The organism is Longimonas halophila, assembly GCF_002554705.1.
Classification (GTDB): domain Bacteria; phylum Bacteroidota; class Rhodothermia; order Rhodothermales; family Salinibacteraceae; genus Longimonas; species Longimonas halophila.
Window position 1 is genome coordinate 196,674 of the sequence record NZ_PDEP01000007.1, and the last position, 15,591, is coordinate 212,264.

Sequence of the window (15,591 nt, forward strand, 5' to 3'; positions counted from 1 at the left end):
GCCATCAGTACAGCGTCGTTGACAGCGTAACGCCGAACCGCCACGAGGTCATGTCTCGGCGTGCATTCTGGGCCCGCTGCCACGACTCCGAGTCGCGGAACGCGCTGCTTACCTTCCAGCCCGCAAACACACCCGGCGTAATCACCGGCAGCCCGGTAATGTGAATGGTAGCGGCCAGGTCGTGCTGGCTCTTTTCGCCGTAGCCCCCGCGTCCGGTCAGGTTCGCATGGCCGGTGAATCCCAGCTCTGTGGTAAAGGTGTTGCCTTCGTACCAGAGCACTGTGCTGTACTGCGTAAACAGATCGCGGTCGACTGGTGGCATACCGGGTGCGCGGGCGGCGTCGGTAGAGTGCGCGTAGAAACCGCCTGCCCGCAGACGTAGACTCAGTTGGCGCGAGAGCGCCACCCGTGCGTTTCCGGCCAGCGTTACCATTCCACCCTCAGGCAGAAACGCGCCCGGACGCCCCACCTCGGCATGCTGACCCAGCACAGTCGTTGATGTGTTTTCGGCTACGGGGATGCGCCCGCCCACCTCAATCATCAGCGGCGACCGGTCGGGGGTCAGTGCCAGCCCCACGTATGGATTCCCAAGCTTCGTATCCGCCCCAGGCCGCATCTCGTTAGTGCGGAAGTAGGCCACCGGCACCTCGGCTACCAGCTCCGTTCCAGCAGTAAGCGATACGGTACCCGTAATGAAGTATCCGCCTGACAGCCCTTCGATGTTGCGAATGTCGGGCTGCACCCCTTCAACGGCGAACTGCATGGGCTGATATGGGGGCAGCCACAGTTGTTGGGCCGTTGTTTGCTGCGGTGCAGCGGCAAGCGTTCCCACCACAAGCAGCAGGCCCCACAAACGGCCCCAGGAAAACCAAGATGTCCAGGAAAGACGTGTCATGCGTACAGATGATACCGGTGAGCGGGCTTGCTTTCATTAGATGGATAATAGAACGCAGTGACCAAGCGGATGCAAATTTCGTCTGCGCTCGGATGCGAAAGTCGTTAGAACTCCATACATTACGCAGCGTGTACCTGCACGCGCTCCTGCTCACAACCGCTGCTGCCTGTTATGCCGTCTACCCAGTCTATGTCCCCGCTAACCACGGCCCCGTTTTCGGTGCGCCGCCAGCAGATCGAAGCGCTTCGGGACCAGTTTACCGGACGCACCACCTCGTATCCCCGGGCCGATGGCACCATCGGCCCGCGCACCTACCTGGATAGCGCGGCCTCCAACCTGCGCTTTCGGGGCGCCGAGGCTGTCGTTGAGGATGCCATGCAGCACTATGCCAACACCCACTCGCACCTGCACCATGGGGCGCGCATTATGACCGAGGCGTATGCGCAGGCTCACGATGCCGTACTGCAGTTTGTAGGGGCCCCCGACGACTACACCGCCATTTTCTGCGGTACCGGCGTGACGGGCGGCCTCAACCGCATGGCACGCGTGCTCGCTGCACAGCATCCTGAGCGCGACGTGGCCATTACCACACTCATGGAGCACCATGCGAATGACCTCCCGCACCGCAAACATCTGCGCAAGGTGGTGCACGTCCCGCTTCAGGTGGATCCAGATGGCAATGCCGGACGCGTTGACATGACCGCGCTCCGGGCGGCTATCCACGAGCATGGCGACCGGCTCAACTACGTAGCAGTGACTGCCGCCTCCAATGTCACGGGCATCGCAAATCCCGTACATGCCATTGCCGAAGCCGCACACGACGTAGGTGCGCTCTGCGTCGTCGATGCGGCACAGTCGGCAGCCCACCGCCCCATCCGTATCACCGGCGACGCGCCCGGCGAGGCGCTTGATGTGATGTGTCTGAGCGGACACAAGATCTATGCGCCAGGCAGTCCGGGGTTGATTGTAGCGCGTAAGGCATTGTTTGATAACCATGAGCCCGAAGTGGTCGGCGGCGGCATCGTTGAGTTTGTGGATGCAAAGCGCTACGACGTGACCAGCGCGCTTCCCGACCGCGAGGAGGCTGGCACCCCAAACCTGCCCGGATCGTTGCTCCTGGGCGCTACGCTGCGCATCCTACAACGCGTAGGCATGGATGCAATCGAGGCGGATGAGCAGGCGCTTACGCAGTACGCCATGAGTGCGCTCAACGAAATCGACGGCCTTACCATCTATGGATCTCATCGGTTGGAGGTCGCCGAACGCATCGGCGTGATTACGCTGAACCTGCACGACCTGCCCCACGGGCTCGTCACGGCAGCGCTGAACGACTACTTCGGCATTGCTGTGCGCAACGAATGCTTCTGCGCGCAGCCATTTGTGCGCCAATTGCTGGGCATTGCCGATGAGCAGGGCATTGCGCCCACGTCTTGCACGGACACCTGTGGCCCGCGCACCCAGCCGGGCATGGTGCGCCTCTCGTTTGGCCTCTACAACACCCGCGCGGATGTCGACACCGCCGTCAAGGCCCTGCGCGACCTGGCCGCCCGCCCCGACTGGTACCGCGAGCGGTATCGCCCGGTTGATGACGGCAGTGGCGACTGGGTGCATACCACCTTCCAGGCACCCGCCAGCGATACCTTCGACCTGAATGCTGCCGCCGACCAGTGGCTGGCTGCCCATGCTCCGGTACCCGACACGGCCGATGCGTAGTCCCCTTTTCTGCTCCCCGTGCTTTCCATGAACACGTTGCTCGCCCTCGAAACCGCCGACACCGCCTGTGGCGTGGCGGTCTGGCATAACGACGCCTGCCGTGCTGCTGCGCACATCCACCGCCCGCGTGTGCATGCCGCCCGCCTGACGCCCCTCATTCAAGAAACGCTGGCCCATGCTGACATGTCAGCGGGTCAGGTGGATGCGGTGGCTGTATCGGCTGGGCCGGGGTCGTATACCGGACTCCGGATTGGCATGAGTACGGCCAAGGGCTTCGCAATGGCGCGCACCCTACCGCTCATTCCAGTGCCCACCCTCGAAGCCGCCGCGTATGCCCTTGCACCGTGGGCATCTCCCGGCGACCTCGTGGTACCCACGATCGATGCGCGCCGCAACGACGTGTTTGCCGCCGCCTATCTGCGTACCGATGAAAGCTGGTCGCCGCTCGTAGACGCAGGTCCGTACGACATCTCGACCCTCGCCGATGCGGTGTGGGACGCCACCACAGGCAAAGGCGTCATCTGGTGCACCGGCCCTGGTGCCGAGAAGGCTGCCACGCCACTTCGCAATCACGATGCCGCACAGCCGGTTGCATCCAAGATCCGTGTTGTACCGGCTTCACACCGGGCCCTTTCCGCCCGGCATGTAGCTCAACGCGGATGGACCCTTGCACATGAAGGCGTCCGTGCCGATCCGCGCACGGTGGAACCGGCGTATCTGAAAGCCTTTCACGGCACACCATCCGCTAAATCGGTATAAATCCAGGCCCGTGCGGTAGACAGCGTCCGTCGTAGGTTGTATACTGCTCCCAAAGCCTGTTTGGGTTTTAGTTTGAAGGCGAGAGCGAGCGCCGGTGGCGCGAAACGAGAACCACGATCGAGGTTCGTAGCACCAGAGGCATGACTTAAAGGCCCCCGGGGCTACGGGACGAGGTCGAGGATTCGTTGCAGCCCAGCGGAGCCGCTTGCAGCGCCCCGATACCGACAGCCGTCGGTAGAGGAAGTACTCCTGGGGTGCCCAAAATAAGATATCAAAACAGGCTTTCAACTTGTGTTCACTCATTGACTCTCTGTTGGCATGGCGTGGTTTCACCGCAAGAAAGCAGGCATTCTTACAAAGCGCGACGACCAGAACGAAGTGCCCGAAGGGCAATGGGTGAAGTGCCCCAAGACGGATGAGATCGTAAACCGCCGTGAGGTCGAAGACAACCTGCTGGTCTTTCCGGGGTCTGGCTATCACTTCGGGATGAGCAGCCATCGCTACTTCGACCTGCTCTTCGACGACGACTCGTTCACCTTTCACGACACAGACCTGTACTCCACCGACGTTCTCGACTTTGAAGACCGCAAGCCGTACTCGCAACGGTTGGAGGACGCGCAGAAAAAGACCTCTCAGAACGAAGCTGTACAGTCTGCTACAGGTCCGGTGGGTGGACACATGACCTCCATCGCTGCTATGGACTTCTCGTTTATCGGCGGCTCGATGGGGTCGGTGGTTGGCGAGATTATTGCACGAGCAATCAAACGGGCGTACACCAACGGCTACCCGCTTATCACGATTACACAGAGCGGCGGAGCCCGCATGATGGAGGGCGCACTCAGTCTCATGCAGATGGCGAAGACCAGCGCTCATCTTACACGATTGGAAGACGCGGGCCTCCCCTTCATCTCAATTCTTACCCACCCGACCACGGGCGGCGTGACGGCGTCGTTTGCCATGCTTGGCGACATTCACATTGCTGAGCCTGAGGCACTTATTGGCTTCGCAGGGCCTCGCGTCATCCGTGAAACCATCGGCTCCGATCTCCCCGAGGGCTTTCAGCGCTCCGAGTTTTTGCTGGAGCATGGCTTTGTAGATATGGTCGTGGATCGCCGACAACTGCAGCGACGCATCATTACGCTGCTGGATCTGCTTATGGAAGACAACGCGTAGCGCTCGCAAACGTGCGGGCCCACTTCAGGCGTTACGAGGGGCGTCTCTGCGAACGCCGGGCGGTGTCAACCACAACAGCCGAGAGCGGCACGGTGGCCGAATCGCCCTGAGCAGGTGGTGGGGACGGGTCGTCGTTATTTGGCGGCGGATTGCCGCCTGTGTCTGTCCCACTGGACCCGTCTTCGCCCATGCTGAGCAGTACAGGCGCCAGAATGCACGCCAGAACCAGTGTGGGAATCACGACAAAGGCCAGAACCGTCATAGCAGAGTACCGCCGCTTTTTGCATGAGCGTTAACGCTAAATAATGCACATGCATCGGTACGTTTTGCGGTGTGCTCCGTTCGAGGGTCTCATAGCCTCGTTCTACATTGTTACGACCTTCGTTTCCGCTTCCTCAATCTTCTGCTATGTCTTCGTCTACACCATCGCCATCGTCACCCACCGAATGGGTCGAGCAAGCCGCTGAGCACACCGAGGCGGCGCTTGAATACATGCGTCAGTTTGGGGTAGAGCCTGAGGGGCATATTCGCCCGTTTCTGCCGCCTGATACGCGTCAGGACCACATTGACCGCATCCCATACACTCATGACGTGCGCCAGCGCGTCGTCTATAAAACCGAGCCTGGCGAGTTCTCGGCGCGCTGTCCGTTCTCGGGTCTGCCTGACTTTGGTACGGTGGAAGTCACGTACGTACCCGGCGATTGGATTCTGGAGCTCAAGAGCCTCAAATACTACTTTATGTCGTGGCGTGATATCGGCGCTGCTCAGGAGGACATTACCGCCCTGCTCTTCGAAGACCTGATGGCTGAGCTTGAGAATCCAGCACGTCTTACTATTACAACCGAGTACAATGTGCGGGGTGGCATTAACACCACCTGTACGGTAGACAGCACTAATCAGTAACGGGCACGCCTTCTGTGCTTCTCCAGTACGTCTTCCAAATAGCAAAAGCGCCGCCCAGCATGTTGCTGGACGGCGCTTTTTCGTATGTTAAACCCTACATGCGAATCAAGGGTTGAGAGCAAGGATCAGCATTGCTGCGGTGAGCCGACCGAACACATGCACGAGCAATCCTCGGTACGAACGGACTTTTGAAGCACACTGAATCTCTGTTTTCTCGTCGATCCAGCTGAAAAGCGACTCAATCGGCTGCCGAAGACGACTTACGGCCTCCGAATAGAGCGTATCTGCCGCCGAAAGCGTCTTTTGCCCCTTCTCTTTCTTGATCGGAGTCAGCAGGGCAAGGTTTTGGTCCTCAGCAAGTCGCTCTTTCAGCGGGCCATCGCAGTAGGCCTTGTCCCCGCAGAGCACGCCGCCTTCAATGGCTGGCAGCACAAGACGAGCGGCCTGGAGGTCGTTTTTGCTGCCCGGCGTCAGTCCCACCCGATCGAGAAGCGGAAGCGTATCGCTCCGCTTCTCGGCAATGACATGGAGCTTTACGCCGTGATAAAACGTGTCCTTTGAGGAGCAGTACCCCACGTCGGCGATCTGCTCAGAGGCCACCGTCGCTTGCGAAGCTCGCTGTCCTTTCGCCATCATAATCGGCATCGAATCGGCAATACGGAGCATGATCGCCCGAGTCTCTTCACTGTCGATGTGCTCCAGCGCTCGTTCGACAAGTGGGGGAAATACGGCATTCAGCCGGTTCAGCCGGTTCAGCCGCCGATTATAGCTCTGATAGGACGGTAGATCCGGAAACCAATCCGAAAAGTGATCATCCACGTATTCGTATATCCCGTTGACGGTCGTTCTCTTTTTGAACAGCCCGAACAGATAGATGGTCAGTACCTCTTTGTCGGTAAAGTCCGGATCGTTGTTGTTGCTCTGCCGCTGGGCGATAGCGGCGAGACGACCTTGGTAGTGTCGGCAGATGAACAGGTAGATCCGAACGAGCGTATAGTGGACGTCCATGTCGCCAAGGGCGGTTTATGAGAGAGATGTTGGTGCATCTTCTTTCAAGCCGCCTGCGGCGACATGGTTTTTTCTACCCCTGATTGGCATCCTACAAGTTCAGCGTTCGAGCTGGTTAGTTCAGCTCAAACATGACCGGCAGTGACATCTGCACACGCACAGCACGGTTGCGCTGTTTACCCGGCGTGAACTTCATCTGACTCACAACACGGATGGCTTCCTCGGCCAGCGAGCTGTGGGGCGAGGTCAGGGCCCGCGGATTCGTCACGTTGCCCTCTTCATCCACCACAAACTGCACAACAACGCGGCCTTCAATGCCAGCGCGGCGGGCAAAGTCGGGGTACTCCAACTCGTCGTAGAGCGCTTCCATTCCCCCCTGAAGTTCGGGGCTCTCCTCAACAGCCACAAAGATCTCTTGCTCTTCTTCCTCTTCTTCTTCGGGGGCAGGAGGCGGTCCGGTATCGAGCGACTCTTCAAGATCAAGGCTCGAATCCCAGTCAATGTCCTGGTCTTCGATCACTTCATCATCGGGCACCTCACGCGGAACGGGAGGACGCGGGGGCGGCGGCGGCGTGGTCTCTTGCTCGGTCTGCTGGATTTCTTCCATCTCAACCACATCCTGCTCTTCGAGCTGGACCTGGAAGTCGCCGCGCGAGTCGTAGCTTACGTTGAATGCGGTAAGCAAGATAACCAGTGCCAGCACCATCCCTACCTGAACGTAGAGCATGTAGTCGCGCCGTAGGTCTGCACCGGGCTTTTTGCGGGAAGCCATAAGAGTCTGTGCGTGTTCGACAATAAAAATAAAAGGGATGAACAGCGGAGGGCAGATGCCCTATGATATCTTCATGTAGAGGCTACGAACTTGTATTCTTGATGTTTCGGTGGCTCTGCCATAACGGATCCACTCGTACAATAGAGACTGCCTCTTGATTATGGTTATAGAACACGCATCGGTTGCCAGCAACTTGCATCGGCATCTCTCGTAAAGATCGACGCACTTGCACGTTACCCGCTCTGCATCGCGCGTCACCCTGACCACCTTATATGCCATGTCCGATTCATCGCGCACCACGCTGGTTGACACGCTGAAGCGCCTCGATCAGCATCTCGACAAACTGCCGGGCTCGCTCACCGGGCGTGTACGAAAGCACCTTACGGAACTGCGTACGCTGCTTCTGGAAAAGCGCCCGGCGCGCCTTGCACTGGTCGGACGCCGAGGCAGTGGGAAATCGTCGCTGATCAACGCCTTGTTCGGAGAAGAAGTAGCCGCTGTGGGGCACGAAACGTCCCAGACCGGCGCGGCGCAATGGTATACGTACGAAAGCGACCTGGGAGCGCTGGAGATTCTCGACACCCGCGGCTTACAGGAGGGCTCCAATCCTGCCGAAGACGACACTGCCGACAGCCCCGAAGCTTCTATCCAGGCGGCCCTTTCCGACACCGCGCCCGATGTGCTGCTCTTCCTCATCAAAGCGCAAGAGGTGGATGCAGCGATTAATGGCGACCTGGAGGCGCTCTCATCCATTGCAACTCGCGTTAAACAGATGCATGGTCACCGCCCGCCGATCGTGGGCGTAGTGACCCACTGCGACCTGCTCGAACCGCAGTATGTGCGTCTGCATCAGCCCGAAGACGAAGATTCTGCCGAACTTCAGGAAAAACAGGAACGGGTGGAGGCCGTGCAGTCGCATCTCACCAACAAAATAGATTCCTATCCGGCGCTTGCCGATGCTGTGGTGCGCACCTTTGGCGTGGCGCTCTACCAGTCGTGGGATGCACAGGGCCGCCGCCGGGCCGATGCGCGCTGGCAGGTGGAAGCGCTCGTGGAGTACCTGCTCACCCAGCTTCCCGACGAGGCCCAGGTCGAGTTTGCCCGCCTCTCGCGGATGCAGGCGCTACAGAAGCTCATTGCCAATCGCCTCACGCAGAGTACCGCTATGGTGTGCGCCGGCATCGCGGCCACGCCCACGCCACTCGCCGACATTGCCCCCATCACCACCGCGCAGGTGCTCCTGGTCATGGCCATCGGCTATCTGGGCGGACGCCGCATGGATCTGGAGGCTGCCCGCGAGTTTCTGGCGGCGGCCGGCGTCAACGTAGGTGCGGGATTCGTACTGCGCGAGGCGGCCCGTGCGCTCGTGCAGGTTGTCCCCGGCTTCGGACAGGCGGTCTCGGCCAGCGTGGCGTATGCGGGCACGTATGCAGTAGGCACCGCCGCCACGTCGTACTTCTTGCGTGGCCAGACGGATGACCTGGAGGCGCAATTCCAGGAGGCGTTTGAGGAGGGACGCAAGGCGGCGCCCGATGATCTGACAGCCCATCCCAACCCCGAATCTGCCTGATTGCGAGGCCGCGCGGCTGTTGCATCTCCCCTACGCTGATTGCGCGGACGACTGTGTTTTCGCAAAGTAGACAAACGCCACGAAATCGTAGAGGGTGTGCACCAGCACCGGCACCAAGAGCCCGCCGGTGTACCAGTAGAGTCCGCCGAGGTACGCGCCCATGATCGTGGCAATGATCGCATACGCTGGAGTGATCCAGTGGCAGAGTCCGAATACGATGCTGGCCACCACAAGTGCGCTCCACGGCTCCCAGAGCATCGCGAGTTCGGCCTGCAAGACGCCGCGAAAGAGCAGTTCCTCGCCCACGCCCGCAGCAATAGCCAGCAGCGCCATGCCAGGCAGTCCGCCATAACGCAGCAGCGGGGCCAAGAACGAACGCACGTGTTCTTCTATCTCCTGCATCCAGGGGGCCTCCACGCGCACCATGAGCAGAAGCGCAGCGATGAGCGGAAGCGTGGCCCCGATGCTCATGCCCAATGCATCCACCGACCACCCGATGTCTCCCAGCAACGGCGGCTCTCGCCATGCCGCCCACGCAATGGCAGTCAGCGCCAGCATCACCTCAAAGAGCAGCCCAGTAATGAAGAGCTGTTTACCCGCAAATTCTGATTCCTCATGCTCTGGTGGCGCGCTGTCTGACTCAGATCGACTTGTGGCATCCATACTTATGTGGCCTGATGTGAAAGAGAGCATTTTTTGTACGGATACACACGGCGTGGGGTCTGTGCGGGCTGTGGTGGAAATGCAGGTATCTTGTACATCAAAAAAACGCCCCGACTCGCAGTGAGCCGAGGCGTTCTTTCATACATGAGCTGGGTGCAGAAAAATCGCTACGCATCCAGGTTTTCGATGACGCCTGCTGCGCCCATGCCGCCGCCTACGCACATGGTGCAGAGGCCGTAGCGGATGCCGCGCCGACGCATTTCGTGTAGCAGCGTAGCCGTCAGCTTGGCGCCGGTGCAGCCGAGTGGGTGCCCCAGTGCAATGGCCCCGCCGTTTACGTTCACGATCTCGGGATCGAGGCCGACCTCGCGAATCACAGCCACCGACTGCGCAGCAAAGGCTTCATTCAACTCCACCAGCCCAATGTCGTCGAGCGAGAGCCCGGCTTGGTCGAGCGCTTTCGGGATCGCCTCAACCGGACCGATGCCCATCAGCTCCGGCGCCACACCGGCCACGGAGAAGCTCACAAGGCGTCCGATGGGGTCGGCGTCGAGGTCGGCGAGCTTCTTCTCGCTTACGACGACCGTCGCCGCGCCGCCGTCGGAGCGCTGCGAGGCGTTGCCCGCGGTTACGCTGCCCCCCCGGCGAAAGGCCGGACGCAGTCCACCGAGCGCTTCCATGCTGGTGTCGAAGCGTGGGCCTTCATCGGTGTCAAAGGTCACGGACTGCTCTTGCACGTCACCGTCGTCGTAGTGGCGAATGCGTACGTCGAGCGGGACGATCTCATCGTCGAAGCGTCCGCTCTGGACCGCGTCAGCGGCGCGCTCATGCGAGCGCAGGGCGAACTCGTCTTGCTCCTCGCGCGAGACGCCGTACTTGTCGGCCACGTTCTCAGCGGTAATGCCCATCGACACGAAGTAGTCGGGGTCGGTCTCCGTAAGCTCCGGATCCGGCTGAAAGTAAAAGCCGCTCATGGGCACGTGGCTCATGGATTCGGCTCCGCCCGCCACCATCACGTCGGCCTGTCCGGTTACGATGGCCTGCGTGGCCATCGCAATGGTCTGCAGGCCCGAGGAGCAGAAACGGTTCACGGTAGCACCGGGCACATGGTCGGGCAGCCCCGCTTTCTGGGCGATGGCGCGGCCCATGTTCATGCCCTGCGGCCCTTCGGGAAAGGCGCAGCCCATGATCACGTCGTCGACGTCGTCAGGCGAGAGGCCGCCCACGCGCGCCAGTGCGCCTTTGATGGCTTCGGCGCCCAGCTTTTCGGGACGCGTGGTGCGTAGCGTGCCGCGATCCGCCTTGCCCACGGCGGTGCGCACGCTGCTCATGATAAATGCTTCGTTGGTCGCTTGCATAGTTGAATTCGTTGGATTTGTTAAGGGATGCGAGCAGGCGTCTTAGAGTCTGTTTGGGTTTTGGTTTGTAGGCGAGAGCGAGCAGCAATGTGGCGAAAATTGAACCCCGATGGAGGTTCGTAGCCGGGGCTACGGGCCGAGATCGAGGGCAATTTGCAGCCCATTGAAGCCGCTCGGAGCCCAAAGTAAAAAATCAAAACAGGCTCTTAGTTGCGCAGCGGCTTGTTGTGCTTCAGGATGTGCTCAACGCGCGCCTGGGTCTTCTCTTCGCCCAGGAGACTCAAGAACACCTCCACCTCCAGATCCAGCAGGTACTGCTCGTCGACCTCTTGCGGCGCGGTCAGGTCGCCGCCGGTCATCACGTAGGCCAGCTTGTGCGCCAGGAACTGGTCGTACTCGCTGATGTAGCCGCCCTCCTCGTACTGGTGCAGCGCGACGTCAAAGGCGGCCCGTCCGGGTTCGCCCAGCACCTTGATGCGGTCGAGCGTTGGCGGGGGCAGGTAGCCCTGCTCGCTCTTGGCAATGACCTGCTGCTTCGCCACATGCAGGCGGCGCTTGTCGTGCATCACAATGGTCGTGTGCTCCGGCAGGATGCCGTTGTCGATCGCCTGGTGCGCGCTCTCGGCCACCTCCGCCATCGCGATCGTCTCGAAGTAGCCGCGCAAGATCGCCTGGATGTCGCTCGGGTGGTCGCTCGCCGCGCGCTGGTCGGCCCACGCCGCCATGCGCATGGTGCCGGTGCCCGCGGGAATCAGCCCCACGCCCAGCTCCACGAGTCCGATGTAGGTTTCAAGCGAGGCCACCGGCTGTGGACACGCCATCGCCATCTCGCAGCCGCCGCCCAGCACTTTCTGATGCGTGGCTACAACCACCGGCTTCGTGGCGTAGCGCACCTTCTGGATCGTCTGCTGAAACTGCTTGATGTACGCACCAATCGCCTGAAAGTCGCCCTGCATGGCCGATTCGGCCATCTCGCCCAGGTTGGCACCCACGCTAAAGTTTTTGCCTTCGTTGCCGATCACCAGTCCACGCAGTTCGGGCGTATCTTCGACCATGGTGATCGCCTCGTGCAGCCCGCGCATCACCTGCTGTCCGAGTGCATTCGCCTTGGATCGGAACTCAAAGAGCGCCACGCCATCGCCCATGTCGAGCAGCGCCGCCTCGTCGTTCTGCCACAGGGTGCGGTCGGCATTGGTTTTAACGGATGCGAGGGGGAGTTCGTCGCGTGGAGCCGCGTCGTCAATGTAGGTGGCGTCGCTCGGGCGGTAGACCTGCTGCGCACCGCCATCGGTTCGATAGAACGCGGCATCGTCTCGGTTCGCGAGCGTGTGAACCCAGTCGGGCAGCACGCGGTCTCGTTCGCTGAGGGCCTCGATTACCGGCTGAATGCCCAGCGCATCCCACATTTCGAACGGACCCATCTCCCAGCCAAAGCCCCACCGGATGGCGCGGTCGACGTCGGCGGGGTTGTCGCTAATTTCGCCGATGCGGTTCGCACTGTAGGCCAGCAGGTCGAGCGTCGTTTCGCGGAAGAAGTGCCCCGCGCGTCCGTCATCGTTCCAGAGCGCCTGCAAGCGCGCCGTCAGGTCGCCCGCCTTCTTGATCGCACCCAGGTCGCCCAGGTCTTGCTCAGCGGCAGAGGTGTATTCCAGCGAGTCCGGATCGACCGACTTAATCTCGCCGTCGTCTTTGGTGTAGAATCCGGCCCGTGTTTTCTGGCCCAGCTTGCCCGCATCCACCAGCTTCTGTAGCAGGTCGGGCGCATGGAAGGCCTCGCGCTGTTCGTCGTTTTCGACCTTGTCGTAGAGGTTTTGGGTGACGTCGAGCAGCACGTCGAGGCCCACGAGGTCGGCGGTACGAAAGGTGGCCGACTTCGGGCGTCCCACGAGCGGACCCGTCAGGGTGTCGATCTCCTCGATGGTGTAGTCGCCGTCGGTGAAGTACCGAATCGCCTGCAACTGTCCGTAAACGCCTACGCGGTTGCCGATAAAGTAGGGCACATCGTTGGCAACAACGATGCTCTTGCCCAGGTGCACGCGCCCAAACTGCGCGACGCGCTCCACGAGGTCGGCATCCGTATCAGCAGTCGGAATCAGCTCCAGCAGCTCCAGGTAACGCGGCGGATTGAAAAAGTGCGTGCCCAGAAAGCGCTGCTTGAAGGCGTCAGAGCGTCCTTCTGCAATCTCATTGATGGGCAACCCGCTGGTGTTGGTGGAGATCACCGCATCACTGGCCGCGTGTTCTTCGACGCGCTCGTGGATGCTCCGCTTGATGTCCATGCGCTCCACCACCGCCTCAATGACCCAGTCGGCCTCGGCGATGCGCTCGAAGTGGTCGTCGAAGTTGCCCAGCGTGATGCGGTCGGCGGCCTCGTCATTTACAAACGGGTCGGGGCTGGCCTTGCGCGTCTGCTTGAAGCTCTTCTTGACGACGCTATTCGGATCGTCGTCGCCTGCGATGTCGAGCAGATGCACGTTGAGTCCGGCATTCGCCAGGTGGGCGGCAATCTGCGCGCCCATGGTGCCTGCGCCCAGCACTGCAGCCGTCCGAAACGGGCGGTGCGTAGTGGGCGTGGCCACCTGCAAGGAGCGGGTGGATACAGAGGTCGTTTCCATAAGAGTCTAAACGCGAGTCGTGAGTGGATAGCGAACAGGAGACACAGCACTTAACGGTGTTAACTTACAACGCTACGCACACAAATGGAAGCGCTTGCATCTCGTTTTGTTGGGTTTCCAACAGGCTTCGAAGAGCGGGTGTAGGCCCTGATGGATCTGGCAGATCGTGGGAGACCGGCCAGATCGTTATCACCAGACCCATGTGTGGTGCCGCACTACAAGGTGACAAGCACTGTACCGCGCTCGGTGCGGGTCACAGTACTGCTTTCAGCCTCGTAGAGCGCCTCGATGTCGGAGGCATAGGTGTCGTGCACCACCGGACGTTTCACCTTGAGCGTCGGGGTCAGCAGTCCAGACTCCGGGGTCAGTTCGTCGGGGATGAGGGCAAATCGTTTCACTGTGGACCAATGATCCATGCCTTTGTTAGCCTGCTGCACCAGATCGGCGATGGCCTGGTAGATCGTTTCGTCTTCCAACAGGTCGGAGAACGGGGCCTCCTCATCCAGTCCGCCACGCCGCGCTACCGCACGGACCTGATCTTCGTTCGGAAAGATCAGCGCGCTGCAGTACTTGCGTCCGTTGCCAATCACGACAGCTTTGTCGATCAGCGCTTCGCTGCCCAGCTTGTTCTCAATGGGCTGTGGGATGACGTACTTGCCCGTAGAGAGCTTGAAGAGCGACTTCTTGCGGTCGGTGATCATCAAGTTGCCCTTGTCATCGAATTTCCCGATGTCGCCCGTGTGGAACCAGCCGTCGTCGGTGAGCACCTTTTTGGTTTTCTCAGGAGCCTTGTAGTAGCCCTGCATCACGTGCGGGCCACGCGTAAGGATCTCTTTATCCTCGGCAATGCGGACCTCCACGCCCGGCATGGGCTCTCCCACCGTGCCTGGCATGTTGCGCTCGGGCCGGTTGAAGCTGATGACCGGGCTTGTTTCGGTGAGTCCGTACCCCTGCAGAATAGTGACGCCCGCTGCAGCCATCAGGTTGGCCAGGTTTGGCTGCAACGCCGCGCCCCCCACCACGATGTACTTTACGCGTCCGCCCAGTGCATCGCGCCACTTGGTAAAGACGAGACGGTCAGCCAGCTTGAGCTGGAGGCTTTCCGCAAACGACGGCTCTTTTGTCATGTCGTATTTCTGCGCCAGACCAAGCGCCCAGCTTCCAATTTGGTGCTGCACGCCATCCATGTCCATAATTTTCTTCTGGATCCCCGCATACACCTTCTCCAGCACACGCGGCACGGAGGCAAACGCGGTGGGTTTTACGATCGGAAGCGCTTGCACCAGATTGTCTGGCGAGGTGAAGTGCACGCTGGCGCCAATCCACATGAATCCGTACTGCAGCGCCCGCGCAAAGATGTGCGTCATGGGCAGGAACGAGATGACGGTTTCGGCGCCCGCCCCTTGTTTGAGGCCCGGGATTTCGTTGAGCGCCGTCGTCGCGTTCGAGGAGATGTTCTCGTGCGAGAGCATCACGCCTTTGGGCATACCTGTGGTGCCGCTCGTGTAGATGAGCGTAGCCAGGTCGTCGGGGCTAATCTTGGCGCAGAGCTTGTCGGCGGCTGCGGCGCGGTCGGTGGTGGTGTCGCGCCCGATGGTGCGCACCGCGTCCATGGTGTGGAGCGAGACGCTGTCGGGCAAGGCCGGATCGGCGTCGGCATCTCCTTCGGCAATGATGACGGTTTCGATGAGGGGCAGATCCTCCAGCAGGTGTGCGGCCTGCGACAGGCGTGCGGTGTCGGCCACGATGAGCGCGCGGGCTTCGGCGTGTTCCATCACGTAGGCCATCTGCTCGGGACCATGCGACAGGTAGATGGGCACATCGACCAGCCCCGCAATGAGGCACCCCATGTCGGCGATGCAGAAATTCACGTCGCTCTCCATGAGAAATGCGACCTTGTCGCCGCGCTCCAGCCCAAGCTCACGCAGGCCGAGCGCCATCTCTTCCGACTGAACCCGGAACTCAGGCAGGCCCATCGGCTCCCACGAGGTGGGACCCGTTGGCTGGTTGAATGAGCGCGGGTTCGGAAAGCGCTCGGCGGCTTCATACATTAAGTCGGGCAGCGTTTTCCCGAGAATCGGATCGCCCGAGGTGGGGGGTGCAGTGTGAATTGTTTCAGACATAGAAGACAGGGGGTTAGCATAAGAGGAAGAAAGCGCCAT

13 protein-coding genes are annotated in these 15,591 nt (G+C 60.7%); 5 read left to right on the forward strand and 8 right to left on the reverse strand.

Annotated elements, in window-relative coordinates:
- Positions 1 to 4: 4 nt before the first annotated feature.
- The gene (locus CRI93_RS09055; RefSeq protein WP_141491643.1) at positions 5 to 763 is read right to left on the reverse strand and encodes a hypothetical protein; all 759 of its coding nucleotides are present in this window, start codon (positions 761 to 763) and stop codon (positions 5 to 7) included.
- 303 nt (positions 764 to 1,066) lie between these two features.
- Between CRI93_RS09055 and CRI93_RS09060 the strand changes: the two genes are divergently transcribed.
- From CRI93_RS09060 to accD, 3 genes are all read left to right on the forward strand, one after another.
- Complete coding sequence (locus CRI93_RS09060; RefSeq protein ID WP_098062302.1) at positions 1,067 to 2,608, forward strand: aminotransferase class V-fold PLP-dependent enzyme; 1,542 nt, start codon at positions 1,067 to 1,069, stop codon at positions 2,606 to 2,608.
- Positions 2,609 to 2,635: 27 nt separating this feature from the next.
- Entirely contained in the window at positions 2,636 to 3,367 is a 732-nt protein-coding gene (tsaB, locus tag CRI93_RS09065; protein WP_098062303.1) for a tRNA (adenosine(37)-N6)-threonylcarbamoyltransferase complex dimerization subunit type 1 TsaB, read from the forward strand.
- A 318-nt stretch (positions 3,368 to 3,685) separates the two neighbouring features.
- Positions 3,686 to 4,540 carry an acetyl-CoA carboxylase, carboxyltransferase subunit beta gene (accD, locus tag CRI93_RS09070; protein ID WP_098062304.1) on the forward strand — a complete coding sequence of 285 codons (855 nt, stop codon included), beginning with the start codon at positions 3,686 to 3,688 and terminating at the stop codon, positions 4,538 to 4,540.
- Positions 4,541 to 4,571: 31 nt separating this feature from the next.
- On the opposite strand, the gene CRI93_RS09075 is transcribed toward accD, so the two are convergent.
- Positions 4,572 to 4,802: a hypothetical protein gene (locus CRI93_RS09075; RefSeq protein WP_098062305.1), complete on the reverse strand. Its 231-nt coding sequence runs from the start codon at positions 4,800 to 4,802 to the stop codon at positions 4,572 to 4,574.
- 146 nt (positions 4,803 to 4,948) lie between these two features.
- Between CRI93_RS09075 and queF the strand changes: the two genes are divergently transcribed.
- A complete protein-coding gene (gene queF / locus CRI93_RS09080) occupies positions 4,949 to 5,443 on the forward strand; it encodes a preQ(1) synthase (protein WP_098062306.1) in 495 nt (164 codons plus the stop codon).
- 105 nt (positions 5,444 to 5,548) lie between these two features.
- Here queF and CRI93_RS09085 read toward each other — a convergent pair whose 3' ends face one another.
- A complete protein-coding gene (locus CRI93_RS09085) occupies positions 5,549 to 6,451 on the reverse strand; it encodes a transposase (protein WP_098062307.1) in 903 nt (300 codons plus the stop codon).
- Between the two features lie 115 nt (positions 6,452 to 6,566).
- Positions 6,567 to 7,223, reverse strand: coding sequence for an energy transducer TonB (locus tag CRI93_RS09090; protein WP_098062308.1), 657 nt, complete (start codon positions 7,221 to 7,223; stop codon positions 6,567 to 6,569).
- A gap of 277 nt (positions 7,224 to 7,500) precedes the next feature.
- Here CRI93_RS09090 and CRI93_RS09095 point away from each other — a divergent pair, with 277 nt between their 5' ends.
- Positions 7,501 to 8,793 carry a GTPase family protein gene (locus tag CRI93_RS09095; RefSeq protein ID WP_098062309.1) on the forward strand — a complete coding sequence of 431 codons (1,293 nt, stop codon included), beginning with the start codon at positions 7,501 to 7,503 and terminating at the stop codon, positions 8,791 to 8,793.
- 30 nt (positions 8,794 to 8,823) lie between these two features.
- Here the strand turns inward: CRI93_RS09095 and CRI93_RS09100 are convergent, their stop codons facing one another.
- The 4 genes from CRI93_RS09100 to CRI93_RS09115 all read right to left on the reverse strand — a co-directional run bounded on the left by CRI93_RS09100 (position 8,824) and on the right by CRI93_RS09115 (position 15,552).
- The gene (locus tag CRI93_RS09100) at positions 8,824 to 9,456 is read right to left on the reverse strand and encodes a CPBP family intramembrane glutamic endopeptidase (protein WP_176521807.1); all 633 of its coding nucleotides are present in this window, start codon (positions 9,454 to 9,456) and stop codon (positions 8,824 to 8,826) included.
- A 167-nt stretch (positions 9,457 to 9,623) separates the two neighbouring features.
- Entirely contained in the window at positions 9,624 to 10,814 is a 1,191-nt protein-coding gene (locus CRI93_RS09105) for a thiolase family protein (RefSeq protein ID WP_098062311.1), read from the reverse strand.
- 206 nt (positions 10,815 to 11,020) lie between these two features.
- Positions 11,021 to 13,429 (reverse strand): 3-hydroxyacyl-CoA dehydrogenase/enoyl-CoA hydratase family protein, encoded by a 2,409-nt coding sequence (locus CRI93_RS09110; protein ID WP_098062312.1) that lies wholly within the window; start codon positions 13,427 to 13,429, stop codon positions 11,021 to 11,023.
- Between the two features lie 215 nt (positions 13,430 to 13,644).
- On the reverse strand, positions 13,645 to 15,552 hold the full coding sequence (locus CRI93_RS09115; protein WP_098062313.1) for an AMP-dependent synthetase/ligase: 1,908 nt from the start codon (positions 15,550 to 15,552) through the stop codon (positions 13,645 to 13,647).
- Positions 15,553 to 15,591: the final 39 nt, after the last annotated feature.